Here is a 15,172-nt window from a genome sequence, read left to right as displayed (position 1 = left end):
CTGCGAGTAGCATTTGAACGGCGCTCAAACGGGATGCCGTTCGACTTTGTACGCATACAACTCTTTCACCGATGTACGTCAGCACACATTCGGACTGGGTCGCCGACGCACAGGAGGCAAAATACCTGCTTACGATAAGCCTGATATCCACAGCACAGAAACGCCGGTCACACCGTGACCGTCACGTCACCGATTGGCCCTCATTTTTCAATCGTCATTCCAGATACTGACCGGCGGAAACTCCGGCGTGCCAATATTCTCGATCTCAATGTAACGCGGCGGCTCATTCGCCGCACGCGCGTACAACCCCTCCCGCGTTTGAGAGAAGCCAAGGCGCTCGAAATAATCGTGACAGGTGGCATTCCTGCCCGTGTCGACGAGTTCGGCCTTGACCTCGGAGCGAGCCTTGAGCGCCAACCGTGTAGCAACCGCTCCAACGACCAGCTCCGCACCCAGCCCGAATACGCGGCACGACAGGACCACCTGGACGATGCTGCCGCCCTTGATCAGGCAGACGGAAATGATACCGTTGTCGATCAATTTATCGCGCAGCGACGAGACGACACAAAGTCCCCCTTTGCCCAGAAAATCCTCGAATTCCGATTTTTCCCAACGCTTGCCAGTCGTATTGAACTGATTTGTCTTGTTGATCAGTTCAAACGCGCGATCGAAATATCGGGAACGCGGAGTTTCGATCAGGAAAAACGATTGACGAAGCTTGAGCGACGCGAGCCACTCCTCGCGCGAAATGCTGCCTGCCGTATCTGCATCGGTCTGGCGTTGTGAGATGGCGCGCACGAGCTCGGTGCGGCGCGACGACTCTTCGCTCACGAACGGAACCTGCGTTTCGGACGAGCGCAGGATGATCCGCCGCCAGTCATAGTGATTACCGCCCAGGCAACGCATTTCGGGGATTGCCGCCTTTACTTCGGATAGCTCACGGTCGTTATCATCGATGAAGACGCAGTTCGCTGGCAGCAAATTAACCTCCTTGAGGATGCCAAGGATATTCTGCGATTTTGGCTGCCAGTTGATGCGCACGCTCGCGAAATCGTCCAGCGTGATCGCGCCGCGCCAGATCGCGTTAAACCTTTCGACGGTGGGCGCTTCTTCATTCTTGCTGCAGATCGCGAGCAGGCCGCCGCGCTTCTTGAAGAACAACAAGGCTTCCGCCAGTCCGACGGGCCAACCCTCGATCCGTTTGTCCACGTCCATACTTTCGCCTTCCGCAGCGACACCGCGCCACATGGTGTCGTCGAGGTCGACAATAACCAGCTTGACCGGATCCCGCTGTTCCGCAATCTTGACGATCGTTTCTATCCTGGAGAGAAGCAAAAGCGTAAATTCGCGCGCCGCGACTTCGTAGGTCAGCATATTGCCGAACGCCTTCGGCGCGTTCAGCCGGTTTGCATCGAGCTTGAAATCCCAATCGTTGATAAACGAAGCATGCGAACTGCTGGCCAGCACATCATCCTGCAAGTGGCGGCGGCCAATGAAATTCAGAATCTCATTGGAATCGAGAAAGAAACCGTTACTTGCCTTGCGCACCGCGCGCGACAACAAGCGGTTGAATTCGCGCACGAGATACGTGGGCGACGTCGGGTCGAATGGATCGATCACATCGCCCATGTAATTGAAACTCGGTTCAAAAAACGACATGAACAGAACCGGTATCGCCGCGATTTTCCCGGTGATCGCCATCACCTGCTCGGAAAGAAAGGCTTCGGTGCGCTCAAGTAGCACGCGGGCGTCGTCCTCCGAGCACAGCCGGGCGAAAACCATGTCGACCTCTGGCTCCGGCGTTTGCGTCACCTCGCTCAGAACATGCCGCAAGGTCAGGCCCACCACGGCCACGTCGTCGCCCGGTGCGGCAGCGGGTACGACCGTATGACGCTTCGAGCCCATCAGCACATGCCGGATGGTGTGCCCGGAATTGGCACTACGCTTGACGAGCATATCGACCGCGCAGGTGCCAAGCAGGAGGATATTGAGCTTGCGCGGGCCGCCTGCCAGCGGCGTGGGCGGCAGGGGTAAATTCACCTGTCTATCGGCAACGGAACCGTAAAACAGATCGCGGATATATTGACGCATTGCATCCCCCCAGAATCGAAGCGTGCCAGACAGGCACCACTTTTATGGTTGCTCTCGGCGTCTGCGCGAACGACGACTGCGCCCATGCCCTGACTGAGACTGCGTGTGAGTTTCGCCCGGGAGGCGCATCCCTGCGCACCGCCGATGCAGAGGCGATTAAAGCAGAGCGAGCGCGCATCCTCTGTGCGCCGACATACAGAAAACCCTGTCATGGGGCGCGTAGTGAGGCGTATCCGGCAAGCGCGATCGTACTTAGGCCGAGTAATCGCCGATCTGGATCTTTTTCCTCAACTTCTTCATGACGCGCACACCTCCCCTGCCAATAATCAAGCGCATCAGCAAAATCAACCAACCCTTTTCCGGAACATTAATCTCGCCCATCACGATTTTACTGACGATACCAAACCGCGACATCACGCTCAGCCTCTTATAGATCAAGACATCGAAGACAAACGAAGAAACCTGTCTCCTCGACATTGTTTTCTTATATTTATTGAAAAATTCCAGACTCGGCTCTCCGCTTGGAATTTCTGAAATCCGGAGGCCTGCACCATTCAATGAATATTCCGAAAGCGCGTCATGAACATAGATAAATTCACAACCTTGCCTTTGCGCATTGATGGCGAAATCCCAATCCTGATGACGACGCAAAATCCCATCGAAGCTGATTAATGGATACTGATGACGCCACATCATGATCGAGGAGGTCTGAATATAGCCACCCTCCAGCAAGATAAAATCGAACATCGATTGACCGCGATAGGGCACCGGATTGCCCAAAGTGCGCCGGTTACCGTCGATCAACATGACATTGCTGAACAACACTTTGGCGTTGGGATCAGATGGTTTGGGGCCAAACGCGGCGATGCACCGCTCCAGTTTGCGCGGAAGCCATCGGTCATCCGCGTCAAGGAAGGCGATCAGGTCGCCAGTTGCCTCCTCGATGCCCCGGTTGCGGCACCAGGCCGCCCCGCGATTCTGCGTCTCTCGAATCAGGCGCAGTCTGATATCCGCGCCGCAATGACTCGGCAATTCGAACTGCAACGCCGATGCATCGTCGATAACAATGATTTCCGATGGAACCACCGTCTGGGTTGCTATGGACTCGATAGCGACCCAAAGCAGATCAAGCCTGTTGTAATGTGGAATCACCACACTAACGTTATAGGCGCCATCTAAATCCCCTCGCATTCCGCACCTCGAATCTGGACTTCGAATAATTAATCACATGAATAGCTGAATCATTCAATCCGCATTGCAGTGCTTACGACTTCCACCACTTGCCAAGGTGTTATCCCGCCTACATCAATTCGCCTGCAAATAGCCATCAATCGCGCGAGCGAAACAATTACACGGCATTACATTACAAAATCTAGACGTGGCCATGGCTTCCGGGCATCACCGCAGCGCGCATTGACGCGAACTGATGGCGCATTTGTTCCAGAAAAACCGTACCGGCGTCGTTCGGAATCGCATATAACGATGGACTTCACAAAATCCGGTGGGCGATGACTTCTCCCGACGCCCGTAAAAGGTCGCAGGAGGATTACCCGGCAGTGCTAACTTCCAGGGTCACAGCAGGACTGAAGCGTATACACGAGACACCACCTGCCTGGCAGGTGGATAACGGCAGCCAGATAATTGGGTTGCGTAGTTCTGATCCTGCACAAGCGACGACGACGCGATGCGTAGTTCGTCGTGACCATGCAATCGCGCCCGCAAGGCCGGACGCACGCGCCGTGCTAAAGACCCACGCGGCAGGATCACCCGAGCGTTCTACGCCATCGTATAACGAGGTCCACATCCCTTGCGTGGGCTGCCCAACAATACGGCGCGATTTCAGCGCAAGTTCCAGACGGAACGTCGACGCCTTGCGCACGCAGGCAGCGTGTTCGCCTGAATCACAAACGCCGCCTGTCACTCATGTCTATGTCTATCGCGCGAAAACAGCGCGCCGGCGCACACCGGACACGCGTTCCCGGCTTGTAGAATCCGCTCACGTTGTCGCCAGTCCATCTCAGGCTCTCAATGTCTTCCTCTGCCCTCGCTCCACCCGCTGTGCACGAAGTGCATATCTGGCGTTGGAATCTCGATGTCTGCAAAAGCCGACTCGATCGCTACTGGGAAACGTTGTCGCCACAAGAACGCGAGCGCGCCAACGCGTTTCATTTCGAACTGCACCGCAGCCGTTTCGTCGCGGGACGCGGTGAACTCCGGCGCTTGCTCGGCGACTACCTCACTCGTGCGCCGCAAGCGGTTGCGCTCGGTTATGGCCCGCAAGGCAAGCCGTTTTGCACGCACCAGCCTGAAGGCTGGACGCTTGAATTCAACCTGAGTCACAGCGCAAACATGGCGGCGCTCGCGGTTTCAAACAGTCTTGAGATTGGCATCGACATCGAGTGCATTCGCCCGATCGAGGAAAGCATGCCGGTCGAGGTGTTCTCCGCACGCGAGCGCGCGACATTCACCGCGCTAGCCGATGGGCAGCGGCAAGCGGTCTTCTTCGAAACCTGGGCGCGCAAGGAAGCCTGTCTCAAGGCACTCGGCACCGGCTTCATCTTGCCGCCCGATCACTTCGAATTCGATCTCAGCACACGCGGCGACACCACACCGAGCCATGTCGCAGGCGACGCGATCGAAGCCGCGCATTGGCGCATTCGCGCGCTGACGGGCGCGTCGGACTGGGCAGGCGCGGTCGCGGCACGGCACGCGCAATGGTCGCTCGTCGTCATGAACTGATCGCTGCCGCTTCATTTCGGAGCCTGCGATCTGTGCGTCTACGCACAGAAGCCACCGAAACATCAAAGGCAACGAGGCGTCGCGCGTGCCTGCCGCCCGCGTTGCTCGCCCCACCTGCGTTGTCGTGTTGCCGCGGCGTTCGTGTGTGCGTCGGCGAACGGACAGTCTCGCCGCGCAAAATTAAATTCGACTTACAGAATATTTCGCACCGAAGCAGGTACCTGGGTGCGCATAGGCAGTGTATTAACGGGGCTTTCTTTTTGTCGTGAACTCGCCGAGGTGCATCGAGCCACCACGTTGACGGCGACGAATCGACGATCCAGCAAATTCCGATGGCCGATCAAAACGATTGGGAGACCGGCAAATGTCGCATCGAGATGAAATATCAGGGGGCGTGACAAGCGGCGCCGACCACGCTGCAAATGTGGTCGAGCGCTTCGACGTCATTCGTGCGGAATATGGCGATCGAATCGCCGTACTCGACGCGACGGGCGAAGAGCGTTACGCCGATCTCGGCGAACGTTCCGCCCGTCTCGCCACCGTTCTGCGCAATTGGGGGCTGCAGCCCGGCGATCGCTGCGCGATCATGGTGCCGCGCAGCCGCGACACGCTGGCGCTGATCCTCGCGATCCTGCGCGTGGGCGCGGTATACGTTCCGCTCGATCCTGCCTATCCGCGTGCGCAACTCGATTTTATCGTGTCCGATTGCGCACCCAGATTCCTGATCTCGCAAGGCGCCGAACTCGCGCATGCCGACAGTCTCCACGGAGTCCTAATTGATCTCGACGATCTCGTGACCTCGGCGCAAGCCGCGGTAGTTGCCGCGTCCCATGCAAGCGGCCGCGACGACCCGGCCTACATCATGTACACGTCCGGCTCGACCGGCAAACCCAAAGGCGTGATCGTTCCGCACCGCGCGATCCTGCGTCTCGTGCACAACCAGACGTTCACTGAACTGTCGCCGCAGACGTGCTTTCTCAATCTCGCGCCGCTCGCCTTCGACGCGAGCACGCTGGAAATCTGGGGCCCGCTGCTCAATGGCGGTTGCGCGGCCATCATCAACGACGTGCAGCCGTCGCTCGACACCATCGCAGCCGAAATCGCACGGCTTGGCGCGACCAGCGCGTGGTTCACTGCAGGCCTCTTCAACGCGCTCGCCGATTACCGGCTCGAAGCGTTTGGCCCGCTCAAGGAAGTGTTGACGGGCGGCGACGTGCTCTCGCCCGTCCATGTGCGCAAAGTCATCGAGGCGCATGCCGGGCTACAGGTCATCAACGGCTACGGCCCCACCGAAAACACCACGTTTTCGTGTTGTTACCGCATTGCGCGCAACAGCGAAGCGCTCGCACACGGCGACGCCATTCCGGTCGGTCACGCTATTGCGGGCACGCAAGCCTATATCCTCGATGACAAGTTCGCGCCGGTCGCGGACGGCGAAGTTGGCGAACTCGTGGTTGGCGGCGACGGCGTCGCGCTCGGCTACCTCAATCGCCCCGAACTGACGGCACAGAAGTTCGTCGATGACGTCTTCACGCCGGGCGCGAAGCTGTATCGCACCGGCGACCTCGTGCGCCGCCGCCCGGACGGCGCAATCGCTTTCCTGGGCCGCAACGACCGGCAGATCAAGATTGCGGGCAAGCGCATCGAACTCGACGAAATCGAGCATGCGCTGCGCGTTGCGCCCGGCGTCGCTGATGCGGCCGTAGCGGCATTCGAAGGCCACAGTGGCAAGGCCATCGCAGGCTTCGTGAAGGCCGACGCCGCGTCGGCATCGACCTTGCTCGACGCGCTGCGCGCGCATCTTAAAGCTGCCCTGCCCGACTACATGATGCCGGCACAGTTGCGCGTGCTGCCCGACTTTCCGTTGACGCCGAACGGCAAGATCGACCGCAAGGCGCTGCTCGCGCTTCTCGACGTGCCCGCCGCATCCGCACTCAACACGGTCAATACGATCGCCACGCAGACACAGGACGACGACCTCGCCGGCAAACTCGCCGCCGTCTTCGAAGGACTCCTTGGCAAAACCGTCGAACGCCGTGCGAACTTCTTCGATCTCGGTCTGCGTTCGCTCGATCTGATGCGCGCGCACGCGATCATCGTGCGCGACGTGAGCGCGGGCATCGCACTGGTCGATCTGTTCCGCCATCCGAACGTCGATGCGCTGGTCACGCATCTGCGCGCGACGCTCAGCACGCAGCAATGCGGCGCGATCGAGCGCCGCCGCACCACGGCGGGCGGCGCGATCGCCGTGATCGGCATGGCCGGACGCTTTCCGGGCGCGCGCAACGTTGCCGAACTGTGGGCCAACCTGCTTGCGGGCCGCGACTGCATCACGCATTTCGATGTGTCGGAACTCGAAGACAGTTTCGACGACGACGCGCGCCGCGAAGAACGCTATGTGAAGGCGCGTCCGATTCTTTCCGATGTCGACCGTTTCGATGCGGGCTTTTTCGGCATGCTGGCGCGCGAAGCCGCGCTGACCGATCCGCAACAGCGTCTGTTCCTCGAGATCGCGTGGGAAGCGTTCGAGGACGCGGGCTACGATCCCGCCGCCGTCGCAGGCGCGGTCGGCGTATTCGCCGGCACGTCGATGAACACGTACTTCCTCAAGCACGTGCTTTCGGATCGCAGCGTGATCGACGAATTCACGAGCCAGTTCCAGATCGGCGAATATCAAAAGCTGGTGGGCGCGGGCGATTTCGTCGCCACGCGCACGGCCTACAAACTCGGCCTCAAGGGCCCGGCGATCTCCGTGCAGACCGCCTGCTCCACCTCGCTCACCGCGATCGGACTCGCCGTCGAGAACCTGCGCGCGGGACGCTGCGACATGGCGCTGGCCGGCGGCGTGTCGATCACCTTCCCGCAAAAGCGCGGCTACTTCTACGAGGAAGGCGGCATGGGCGCGCCCGACGGCGTGTGCCGTCCGTTCGACGCCAACGCGAAGGGCACGGTATTCGGCAGCGGCGCGGGCGTGGTGCTGCTCAAGCGCCTCGAAGACGCCATCGCCGACCACGATCCGATCAGCGCCGTGATTCGCGGCGTGGGCATGAACAATGATGGTTCCGACAAGGTCGGCTTCACCGCGCCAAGCGTCGATGCGCAGGCGCGCGCCATCGCCATCGCCCACGCCGAAGCGGATATCGACCCGGCGACGATTGGCTATGTCGAGGCGCATGGCACCGCCACACCGCTGGGCGATCCGATCGAATTCGCCGGGCTCGTGCAGGCGTTTCGCCTCGGCGGCGTCGAGGGCGGCCAGTTCTGCGCGCTCGGTTCGGCCAAGGCCAATGTCGGCCATCTCGATGCAGCGGCGGGCGTCACCGGCCTGATCGCGGCGTCGCTCGCGCTGCGCGATCGCACGCTGCCGCCGCTGCTGCATTTCCAGTCGCCCAATCCGGGCATCGACGCCGCCAGCAGCCCGTTCTACTTCAACGCCACCGCGCGGGCGTGGGACGATGGCCCGACGCCGCGCCGCGCGGGCGTGAGTTCGTTCGGCGTGGGCGGCACCAACGTCCATGTGGTGCTGGAAGAAGCGCCCAAGCGCGCACGCGTGCAGGCGAACGCGCAACCTGCGCTGCAGCTTCTGCCGCTGTCCGCTCGCAGCGCCGGCGCCCTCGAACGCGCGAAGGCGAATCTCGCCAGCCATCTGGCGGCGCGCCCGTCGATCTCGCTCGGCGACGTGGCCGCGACGCTGCAAACCGGCCGCCGCGCCTTCCCTCACCGCGCAGTGATTGTCGCTGACAGCCTCGATCAGGCGCTGGCAAAGCTGCAAAAAGGCGCGATCGAAGCCCAGGCTCCGCAGGCCACGCCCCCGGTGGTCTTCATGTTCCCCGGCCAGGGCGCGCAATATCCTGGCATGGGCGCGGCGCTCTATCGCACCGAGCCGGTCTATCGCGAGTGGATCGACAAGGGCGCACTGGCGCTCGAACCGCAGCTCGGGCTCGACATCCGCACCCTGCTGCTGAGCGACGCCCCCGAGGGCGACGATACCCCGCACCCGATCCGCTCGACGATCTACGCACAGCCCGCGCTCTTTCTCACCGAATACGCGCTGGCGCAGGTGTGGATGGCGCGCGGCATCAAGCCGACGGCGATGATCGGCCACAGCATCGGCGAACTGGTGGCGGCCTGCGTGGCCGAAGCGATCGGCTTCGAGGACGCGTTGCGCCTGATCGCCCAGCGCGGCGCGCTCATGCAGGCGGCGGAACCAGGCGCGATGCTGGTCGTGCGCCTGCCGGAGGCCGAGCTGCGCGCCACGTTGCCCGAAGACGTCGATCTCGCGGCCATCAATGCGCCGTCGCTTTGTGTCGTGGCGGGCCCGTTTGCGGCAGTCGAGGCGTTCGAGGCCACCTTGAAGGCGCGCGACATCGAGCATCGGCGTCTGCATACGTCGCACGCGTTTCATTCGCGCATGATGTCCGGCGTCGTCGAGGAGCTTGCCAAAGTCGCGGGCAACCTGACGTTTGCGCTGCCGAAAATCCCGTACGTGTCGTCCGTCACCGGCCAATGGGCGGCGTCGGATCGTCCCGTGTCCGGACGTTACTGGGCCAGCCATTGCCGCGATGTGGTGCGTTTCGGCGACGCGCTCGCCACGGTAACGGCGCAGGGCAAGCCGCTGCTGCTCGAAATCGGCCCCGGCCGCACGCTGGCGACCTTCGCCACGCAAGGCCTGCCCAAGGACCGCTATCAGGCCGCCATCGCTTCGCTGCCCGATTTCGCGCTGCGCGAGCGCGAGCTTGCCGTCTTCGCCGAAGCAACCGGGCGGCTGTGGCTGAATGGCATCACGCCGGACTGGACGCGCCTTCAGAGCGAAGACGCCCAACGCATCGCGCTGCCGACTTACCCCTTCGAACCCGAACGCCACTGGATCGATGCGCCCGCAACGGCCGCATCCCGCCCGATCACGACGCAAGCGGCGGCGATTGCCGCACCTGCTTCCCTCAACGCGATTACCGACCTTCCTCAGACCGCCATGGCACAAACCGCACAAATCGATCGCAAGCCGCGTCTCGTCGCCGAACTGGCGTCGCTTCTCACCGAAATGTCGGGCGAAGCGCCGGATACGTCCAATCCGGATGTGACCTTCTGGGATCTTGGCTACGACTCGCTGTTCATGGGGCAGGTCTCGCGCCAGCTGCGCCGCCGCTACGACGTGACGATCAGCTTCCGCCAGATCATGAGCGACTACCCGACGCTGCCCGCGCTCGCTCAGTTCCTGGACGGCGCGCTGCCGCCCGATCCGGAACCAGCCGCCGCGCCCGCACCCGCGCCTGTTGAGGCCGCTGCGGCAGCGGCTCCGGCTGGCGCCACGGCCGCCACGCCCGTCGTTACCGCAGTCACCGCCTCGACCGCGATGACCGCGATGCCCGCGATGCCCGCGATGCCCGCGACGGGCGACGTGCAATCGGTGATCCGCGATCAGATCGCGGCCATGCAATCGTTGATGACGCGTCAGCTCGAAGTGCTGCAAGGCGTGCCGCTGGCGGTTGCGCAGCCCGTCGCGCCGATTGCGGCGATCGCAGCGCCGGCAGCGGCGGCCGCGCCCGCTCCGGTTGCGGTGCCCGTCGCGGCCGCCGCGGCCGCGCACGCCGCCGGCCCCGAGATCAAGTTCGAAGAAAACCGCCCGACGCGCTTCACCGCCTACAAACCCGGCGCGACGAACTCGGCGCAAATGACCGACGCGCAGAGCGCGTTCATCGCCGATCTTACGACGCGCTACTCGGCGAAAACCGCCACCTCGAAGTCGCGCACGCAGTCGTACCGCGCCGTGCTCGCCGACCCGCGCACGGCCAGCGGCTTTCGCGAAGAGTGGAAGGAACTCGTCTATCCGATCGTCGCGCAGCGCTCGAAAGGCTCGAAGATCTGGGACGTGGACGGCAACGAGTACATCGACCTCGTGAACGGCTACGGCCAGACCGCCTTCGGCCACACGCCGGACTTCGTGGTGGACGCTGTCAACGCGCAGATGGCCGAAGGCTTCGCGATCGGGCCGCAATCGCCGCTCGCAGGCGAAGTCGCGCAGATGTTCGCCGAGATGACCGGCCATGAGCGCGTCACGTTCTGCAACACCGGCTCGGAAGCCGTGATGGCCGCGATGCGTCTCGCGCGCACCGTCACGGGCAAGGAAAGGGTGGTCTGCTTCGACGGCGACTATCACGGCCAGTTCGACGAAGTGCTGGTCAAGCCGGGCAGCGAAGCCGGTGTTCCGCGCGCCTTCCCGCTCGCCCCCGGCATCCCGAACAGTTCGGTCGGCAATATGGTCGTGCTGCCCTACGCACGCACCGAAAGCCTCGAATGGATCAAGGCCAATATCGACGACATCGCCGCCGTGCTGATCGAGCCGGTGCAGTCGCGCCATCCGAATCTGCGTCCGAAGGAATTCGTGCAGCAACTGCGCGAAGTGACGGCCGCCAACGAGTCCGCACTGATCGTCGACGAGGTGGTCACGGGCTTTCGTGTGCACCCGGCCGGGATGCAAGGCTACTGGGGCATCAAGGGCGACATGGCAACCTACGGCAAGGTGGTGGGTGGCGGGTTGCCGGTCGGGGTGCTCGCCGGCAGCGCGCAATACATGGATGCGCTCGACGGCGGCCAATGGCAATTCGGCGATGCTTCGGTGCCCGAAGTGCCGCCCACGTTCTTCGCCGGCACCTTCGTGCGCCACCCCGTGGTGCTGGCCGCGATGAAAGCCGTTCTGCTGCATCTCAAGGCCGCCGGGCCGGCGCTGCAGGAAACGCTCGGCGCGCGCATGGAAGGACTCGTGCAGCGCATCAACACGCATCTGGAGAAAGTCGGCATCGCCACGCGCGCGGAAAGCTTCTCGAGCTGGTTCTACATCAGTTTCGCGGGCGAGGACCGCCTGGGCAGCCTGTTCTATGCCTATATGCGCTATCTAGGCGTGCATATCATGGAAGGCTTCCCCTGCTTCCTGACCACGAGCCATTCGGACGAAGACATCCGCAAGATCGGCGACGCCTTTGTCGCCAGCATCGCCGCGCTGCAGGGCGCGGGCATTCTGGGCAATGCGACGCAACCGGTTGCGGCTGAAGCAGTGCCGCCGCTCACGCAAGCGCCGCTCACCGAGCCGCAGAAAGAGATCTGGATGTCGGCGCAGCAAAGCCATGCCGCCTCGCTCGCATTCAACGAATCGTTCACGCTGGAATTGAACGGCGCTCTGAACGAAGCCGCCTTCGAACGCGCCTTCGCCGCAACCGTCGCGCGCCACGATGCATTGCGTGCGCACTTCTCGCGCGTCGGCGACACGATGTTTGCGGATCCGGCCGCTCGCGTGCCGCTCGAACAGATCGATCTGAGCGGCCACGCCGATGCGCACGACCAGCTCGCCGCGCTGATCGATGCGGAAGCGCGCGAGGTCTTCGATCTCACTCGCGCTCCGCTGGCGCGCGCGGCACTCGTGCGTCTGGAAGCCGGCAAGTGGGCTTTCGTGTTCACCGCGCATCACATCATCTGCGATGGCTGGTCGATCAACATCATCCTGCGCGATCTGCAGGCGCTGTACGCCGCCGAAGTCTCGGGCAACGCCGCCGAACTCGACGAAGTGCAAAGCTTCCTCGCCTTCGCCAAGGCGCAGGACGAAGCCGGCGTGGACAAGGAAACGCGCGACTTCTGGATGAACCTGCATCGCGAGGGCGCGCCGCAGCTCGACCTGCCTGGCGACCGTGCACGGCCCGAAGTGAAAAGCTTCAACGGCGCCTCGACGACGCGCCTGCTCAGCGCCGATCTGCTCAAGCAGCTCAAGACCGCCGCCTCGAAACAGGGCTGTTCGCTGTTTGCCGCGTTGTTCGGCGGCGCGCAGGTTCTGTTCGGCAGCCTGGCGGGCCGCGACGATGTGGTGATCGCCGCGCCGATGGCGGGTCAGTCGCAAGCCGGTGAGGCACTGCTGGTCGGCCACTGCGTGAACTTCCTGCCGCTGCGTGTGAAGTTCGATCGCGCACAGCCGTTCGCCGCGCACATGAAAGCCGTGCGCGACCATCTCTACGACGCGGGCGACCGCCAGAACTACACGTATGGCGCGCTGGTGCGCGACCTCGGCATCAAGCGCGACTTCAGCCGTCTGCCGCTGACCGATCTGCAATTCAACCTGGAGAAGGTCGATTCGCAGCTCGACATGGCGGGCGTGAGCACGCGCTTCGCACCCAATGCAAAGGCCTATTGCAACTTCGATCTGTTCCTGAATGTGATCGAATCGGCGCAAGGTCTGCGTCTGGATTGCGACTTCAACACCGATGTCTACGACGAAGCGACGATCCAGCGCTGGCTCGGCCACTACGAAACGCTGCTGACGGCGATCGCCCGCGACGCCGATACGCCGGTCGCCGCCCTGCCGCTGCTCAGCGACACCGAGATCCGCCATCTGCGCGACGAACTGAATGCCTCGCAACGCGCCTACGAACTTTCGCAGACGGCTGCCGCGCTGATCGCCGTGCAGGCCCACCAGACGCCCGATGCAATTGCCGTACGCGACGAACTGGCGAGCTTCACCTATCGCGAGCTCGACGCGCGCGCCAACCAGATCGCACGCCGTCTCGTGGCAGCAGGCATTGCACCGCGCGAGCGAATCGCCATCGCCATGGAACGCACGGCGATGACCGTGGCCGCCATGATCGGCGTGTGGCGGGCGGGCTGCGCGTACGTCCCGCTCGACATGACGATGCCGGCCGCGCGCCTGCACCAGATTCTCGACGGCGCCGACATCGCCGCCGTGCTTAGCGATGCTCAAAGCCGCACGGTACTGGAACCGCTTGAGCATCGCGTGCTCGAACTGGAAGCGCTGCTCGCGCAACATGACGACGCGAGCGTGACGCTGCCCCAGGTGCACGATGCCGATGCGGCCTACGTAATCTTCACGTCGGGCTCGACGGGCCAGCCGAAGGGCGTGGAAATTCCCCATCGCGCGCTGAGCAACTTCCTGCTTTCGATGGCGCAGGCGCCAGGCTTCACGGCGCAAGATCGCATCGTGGCGGTCACCACCTTCTCCTTCGATATTTCGGGTCTCGAACTATTCCTGCCGCTCGTCGCCGGCGGCCAGGTGTTCGTCGCCGGGCATGCCGAAGTGCGCACCGGCTACGAGCTGGTGGCGCGCCTCAAAGCGCAGGCGTCCACGATGCTGCAAGCCACGCCGTCGCTCTGGCGCATGCTCCTCGAAGCCGGCTTCAAGGCGCCGCAAGGCTTCAAGATCCTGTGCGGCGGCGAACCGCTGCCGCGCGATCTCGCCGACGACCTGCTCGCCACCGGCGCCGAAGTCTGGAACCTGTACGGTCCCACCGAAACGACGATCTGGTCGGCCGCCGCGCGTGTGCAGACGGGCGGCCCGGTGGTGATCGGCGCCCCGCTTGCCAATACGCAGTTGCACGTGCTGACCGACGAGCTGCGCCTCGCGCCGCAAGGCGTCACCGGCGAATTGTGGATCGGCGGCGAAGGTCTTGCGACTGGCTACTTCAAGCGCCCCGATCTGACCGATGCCGCGTTCCAGACGATCGCGGTCGAAGGCGCAGCTCCAGTGCGTCTCTACCGCACCGGCGATCTTGCGAAGCGCCTGGCGGACGGCTCGCTGCAGCATCTGGGCCGCCGCGACCAGCAGATCAAGCTGCGCGGCTTCCGTATCGAGATCGGAGATATCGAAGCGGCGCTGCGTAAAGCGCCCGGCGTCGCCGCGGCGGCCGTAGCGCTCCATAGCGTGGCGGGCCATCCGCGCCTCGTCGGCTACGTCGTCGAAGCGTCTGGCGGCAAGACCGATCTCGGCGAAGTCGCCGCGCACGTGGCAACGGAACTGCCGGCCTATATGGTCCCGACCTTGTGGATGACGCTTGGCGCCCTGCCGCAAACGCAGAACGGCAAGCTCGACCGCAAGGCGCTGCCGGTGCCGACCGCCGACATGGTGGCTGCGCCGGCGCGTACGGCACATCCGGCGCTCAAGGCCGTGCCGCAGGTTGCCGCGCCGGTCGAGGCGCAAAGCGCGCAGAGCACCCAGGCCGACGAAGCGATCGCCAAAGCGCCCGTCGCGGCAAGCGAGCCCGCCGCACTGACGCCGACGCAAGCCACGCTCGTCTCGATCTGGGCCGATGTGCTGGGTCTGCAGCAAGTCGGCATCGACCAGCCGTTCTTCAGCCTCGGCGCGGACAGCCTGCAACTGTTCCGCATCGTCGCGCGCGTGAACGAAAGCGGCTTGGGCGTCGACGCGCGTCAACTGATGAAGAACGTCTCGATCGCGCAACTGGCGCAAAGCCTCGACGGCGCACACGTGGAAGAACTGGCCGATGCGGCCGCCGCGGCGCGGCCTTCGATCCTCAACTTCAAGCGTAGAAACGCAGGAGGTATGTGA

General features: G+C 63.3%; 4 protein-coding genes. 2 read left to right on the top strand and 2 right to left on the bottom strand.

The window, feature by feature from the left end; all coding sequences use genetic code 11:
* Nucleotides 1-207 precede the first annotated feature (207 nt).
* On the bottom strand, nucleotides 208-2,091 hold the full coding sequence (locus F4827_RS14040; protein WP_183724546.1) for an HAD-IIIC family phosphatase: 1,884 nt from the start codon (nucleotides 2,089-2,091) through the stop codon (nucleotides 208-210).
* Between the two features lie 252 nt (nucleotides 2,092-2,343).
* A complete protein-coding gene (locus F4827_RS14035) occupies nucleotides 2,344-3,282 on the bottom strand; it encodes a glycosyltransferase family 2 protein (RefSeq protein WP_183724545.1) in 939 nt (312 codons plus the stop codon).
* A gap of 837 nt (nucleotides 3,283-4,119) precedes the next feature.
* Between F4827_RS14035 and F4827_RS14030 the strand changes: the two genes are divergently transcribed.
* Together F4827_RS14030 and F4827_RS14025 are read left to right on the top strand one after the other, a co-directional pair.
* Nucleotides 4,120-4,830, top strand: coding sequence for a 4'-phosphopantetheinyl transferase superfamily protein (locus tag F4827_RS14030; RefSeq protein WP_183724544.1), 711 nt, complete (start codon nucleotides 4,120-4,122; stop codon nucleotides 4,828-4,830).
* A 364-nt stretch (nucleotides 4,831-5,194) separates the two neighbouring features.
* Complete coding sequence (locus tag F4827_RS14025; protein WP_183724543.1) at nucleotides 5,195-15,172, top strand: non-ribosomal peptide synthetase/type I polyketide synthase; 9,978 nt, start codon at nucleotides 5,195-5,197, stop codon at nucleotides 15,170-15,172.

Source organism: Paraburkholderia bannensis (assembly GCF_014200455.1).
In the GTDB taxonomy this organism is placed as follows: domain Bacteria; phylum Pseudomonadota; class Gammaproteobacteria; order Burkholderiales; family Burkholderiaceae; genus Paraburkholderia; species Paraburkholderia bannensis_A.
Note: the sequence above shows the minus strand (reverse complement) of the source record. Positions and strands in the feature narration are given on the sequence as shown.

Coding starts and splice junctions, on each gene's coding strand:
- F4827_RS14030 (WP_183724544.1), top strand. CDS start 4,120: ATGTCTTCCTCTGCCCTCGCTCCACCCGCTGTGCACGAAGTGCATATC.
- F4827_RS14025 (WP_183724543.1), top strand. CDS start 5,195: ATGTCGCATCGAGATGAAATATCAGGGGGCGTGACAAGCGGCGCCGAC.
- F4827_RS14040 (WP_183724546.1), bottom strand. CDS start 2,091: ATGCGTCAATATATCCGCGATCTGTTTTACGGTTCCGTTGCCGATAGA.
- F4827_RS14035 (WP_183724545.1), bottom strand. CDS start 3,282: ATGCGAGGGGATTTAGATGGCGCCTATAACGTTAGTGTGGTGATTCCA.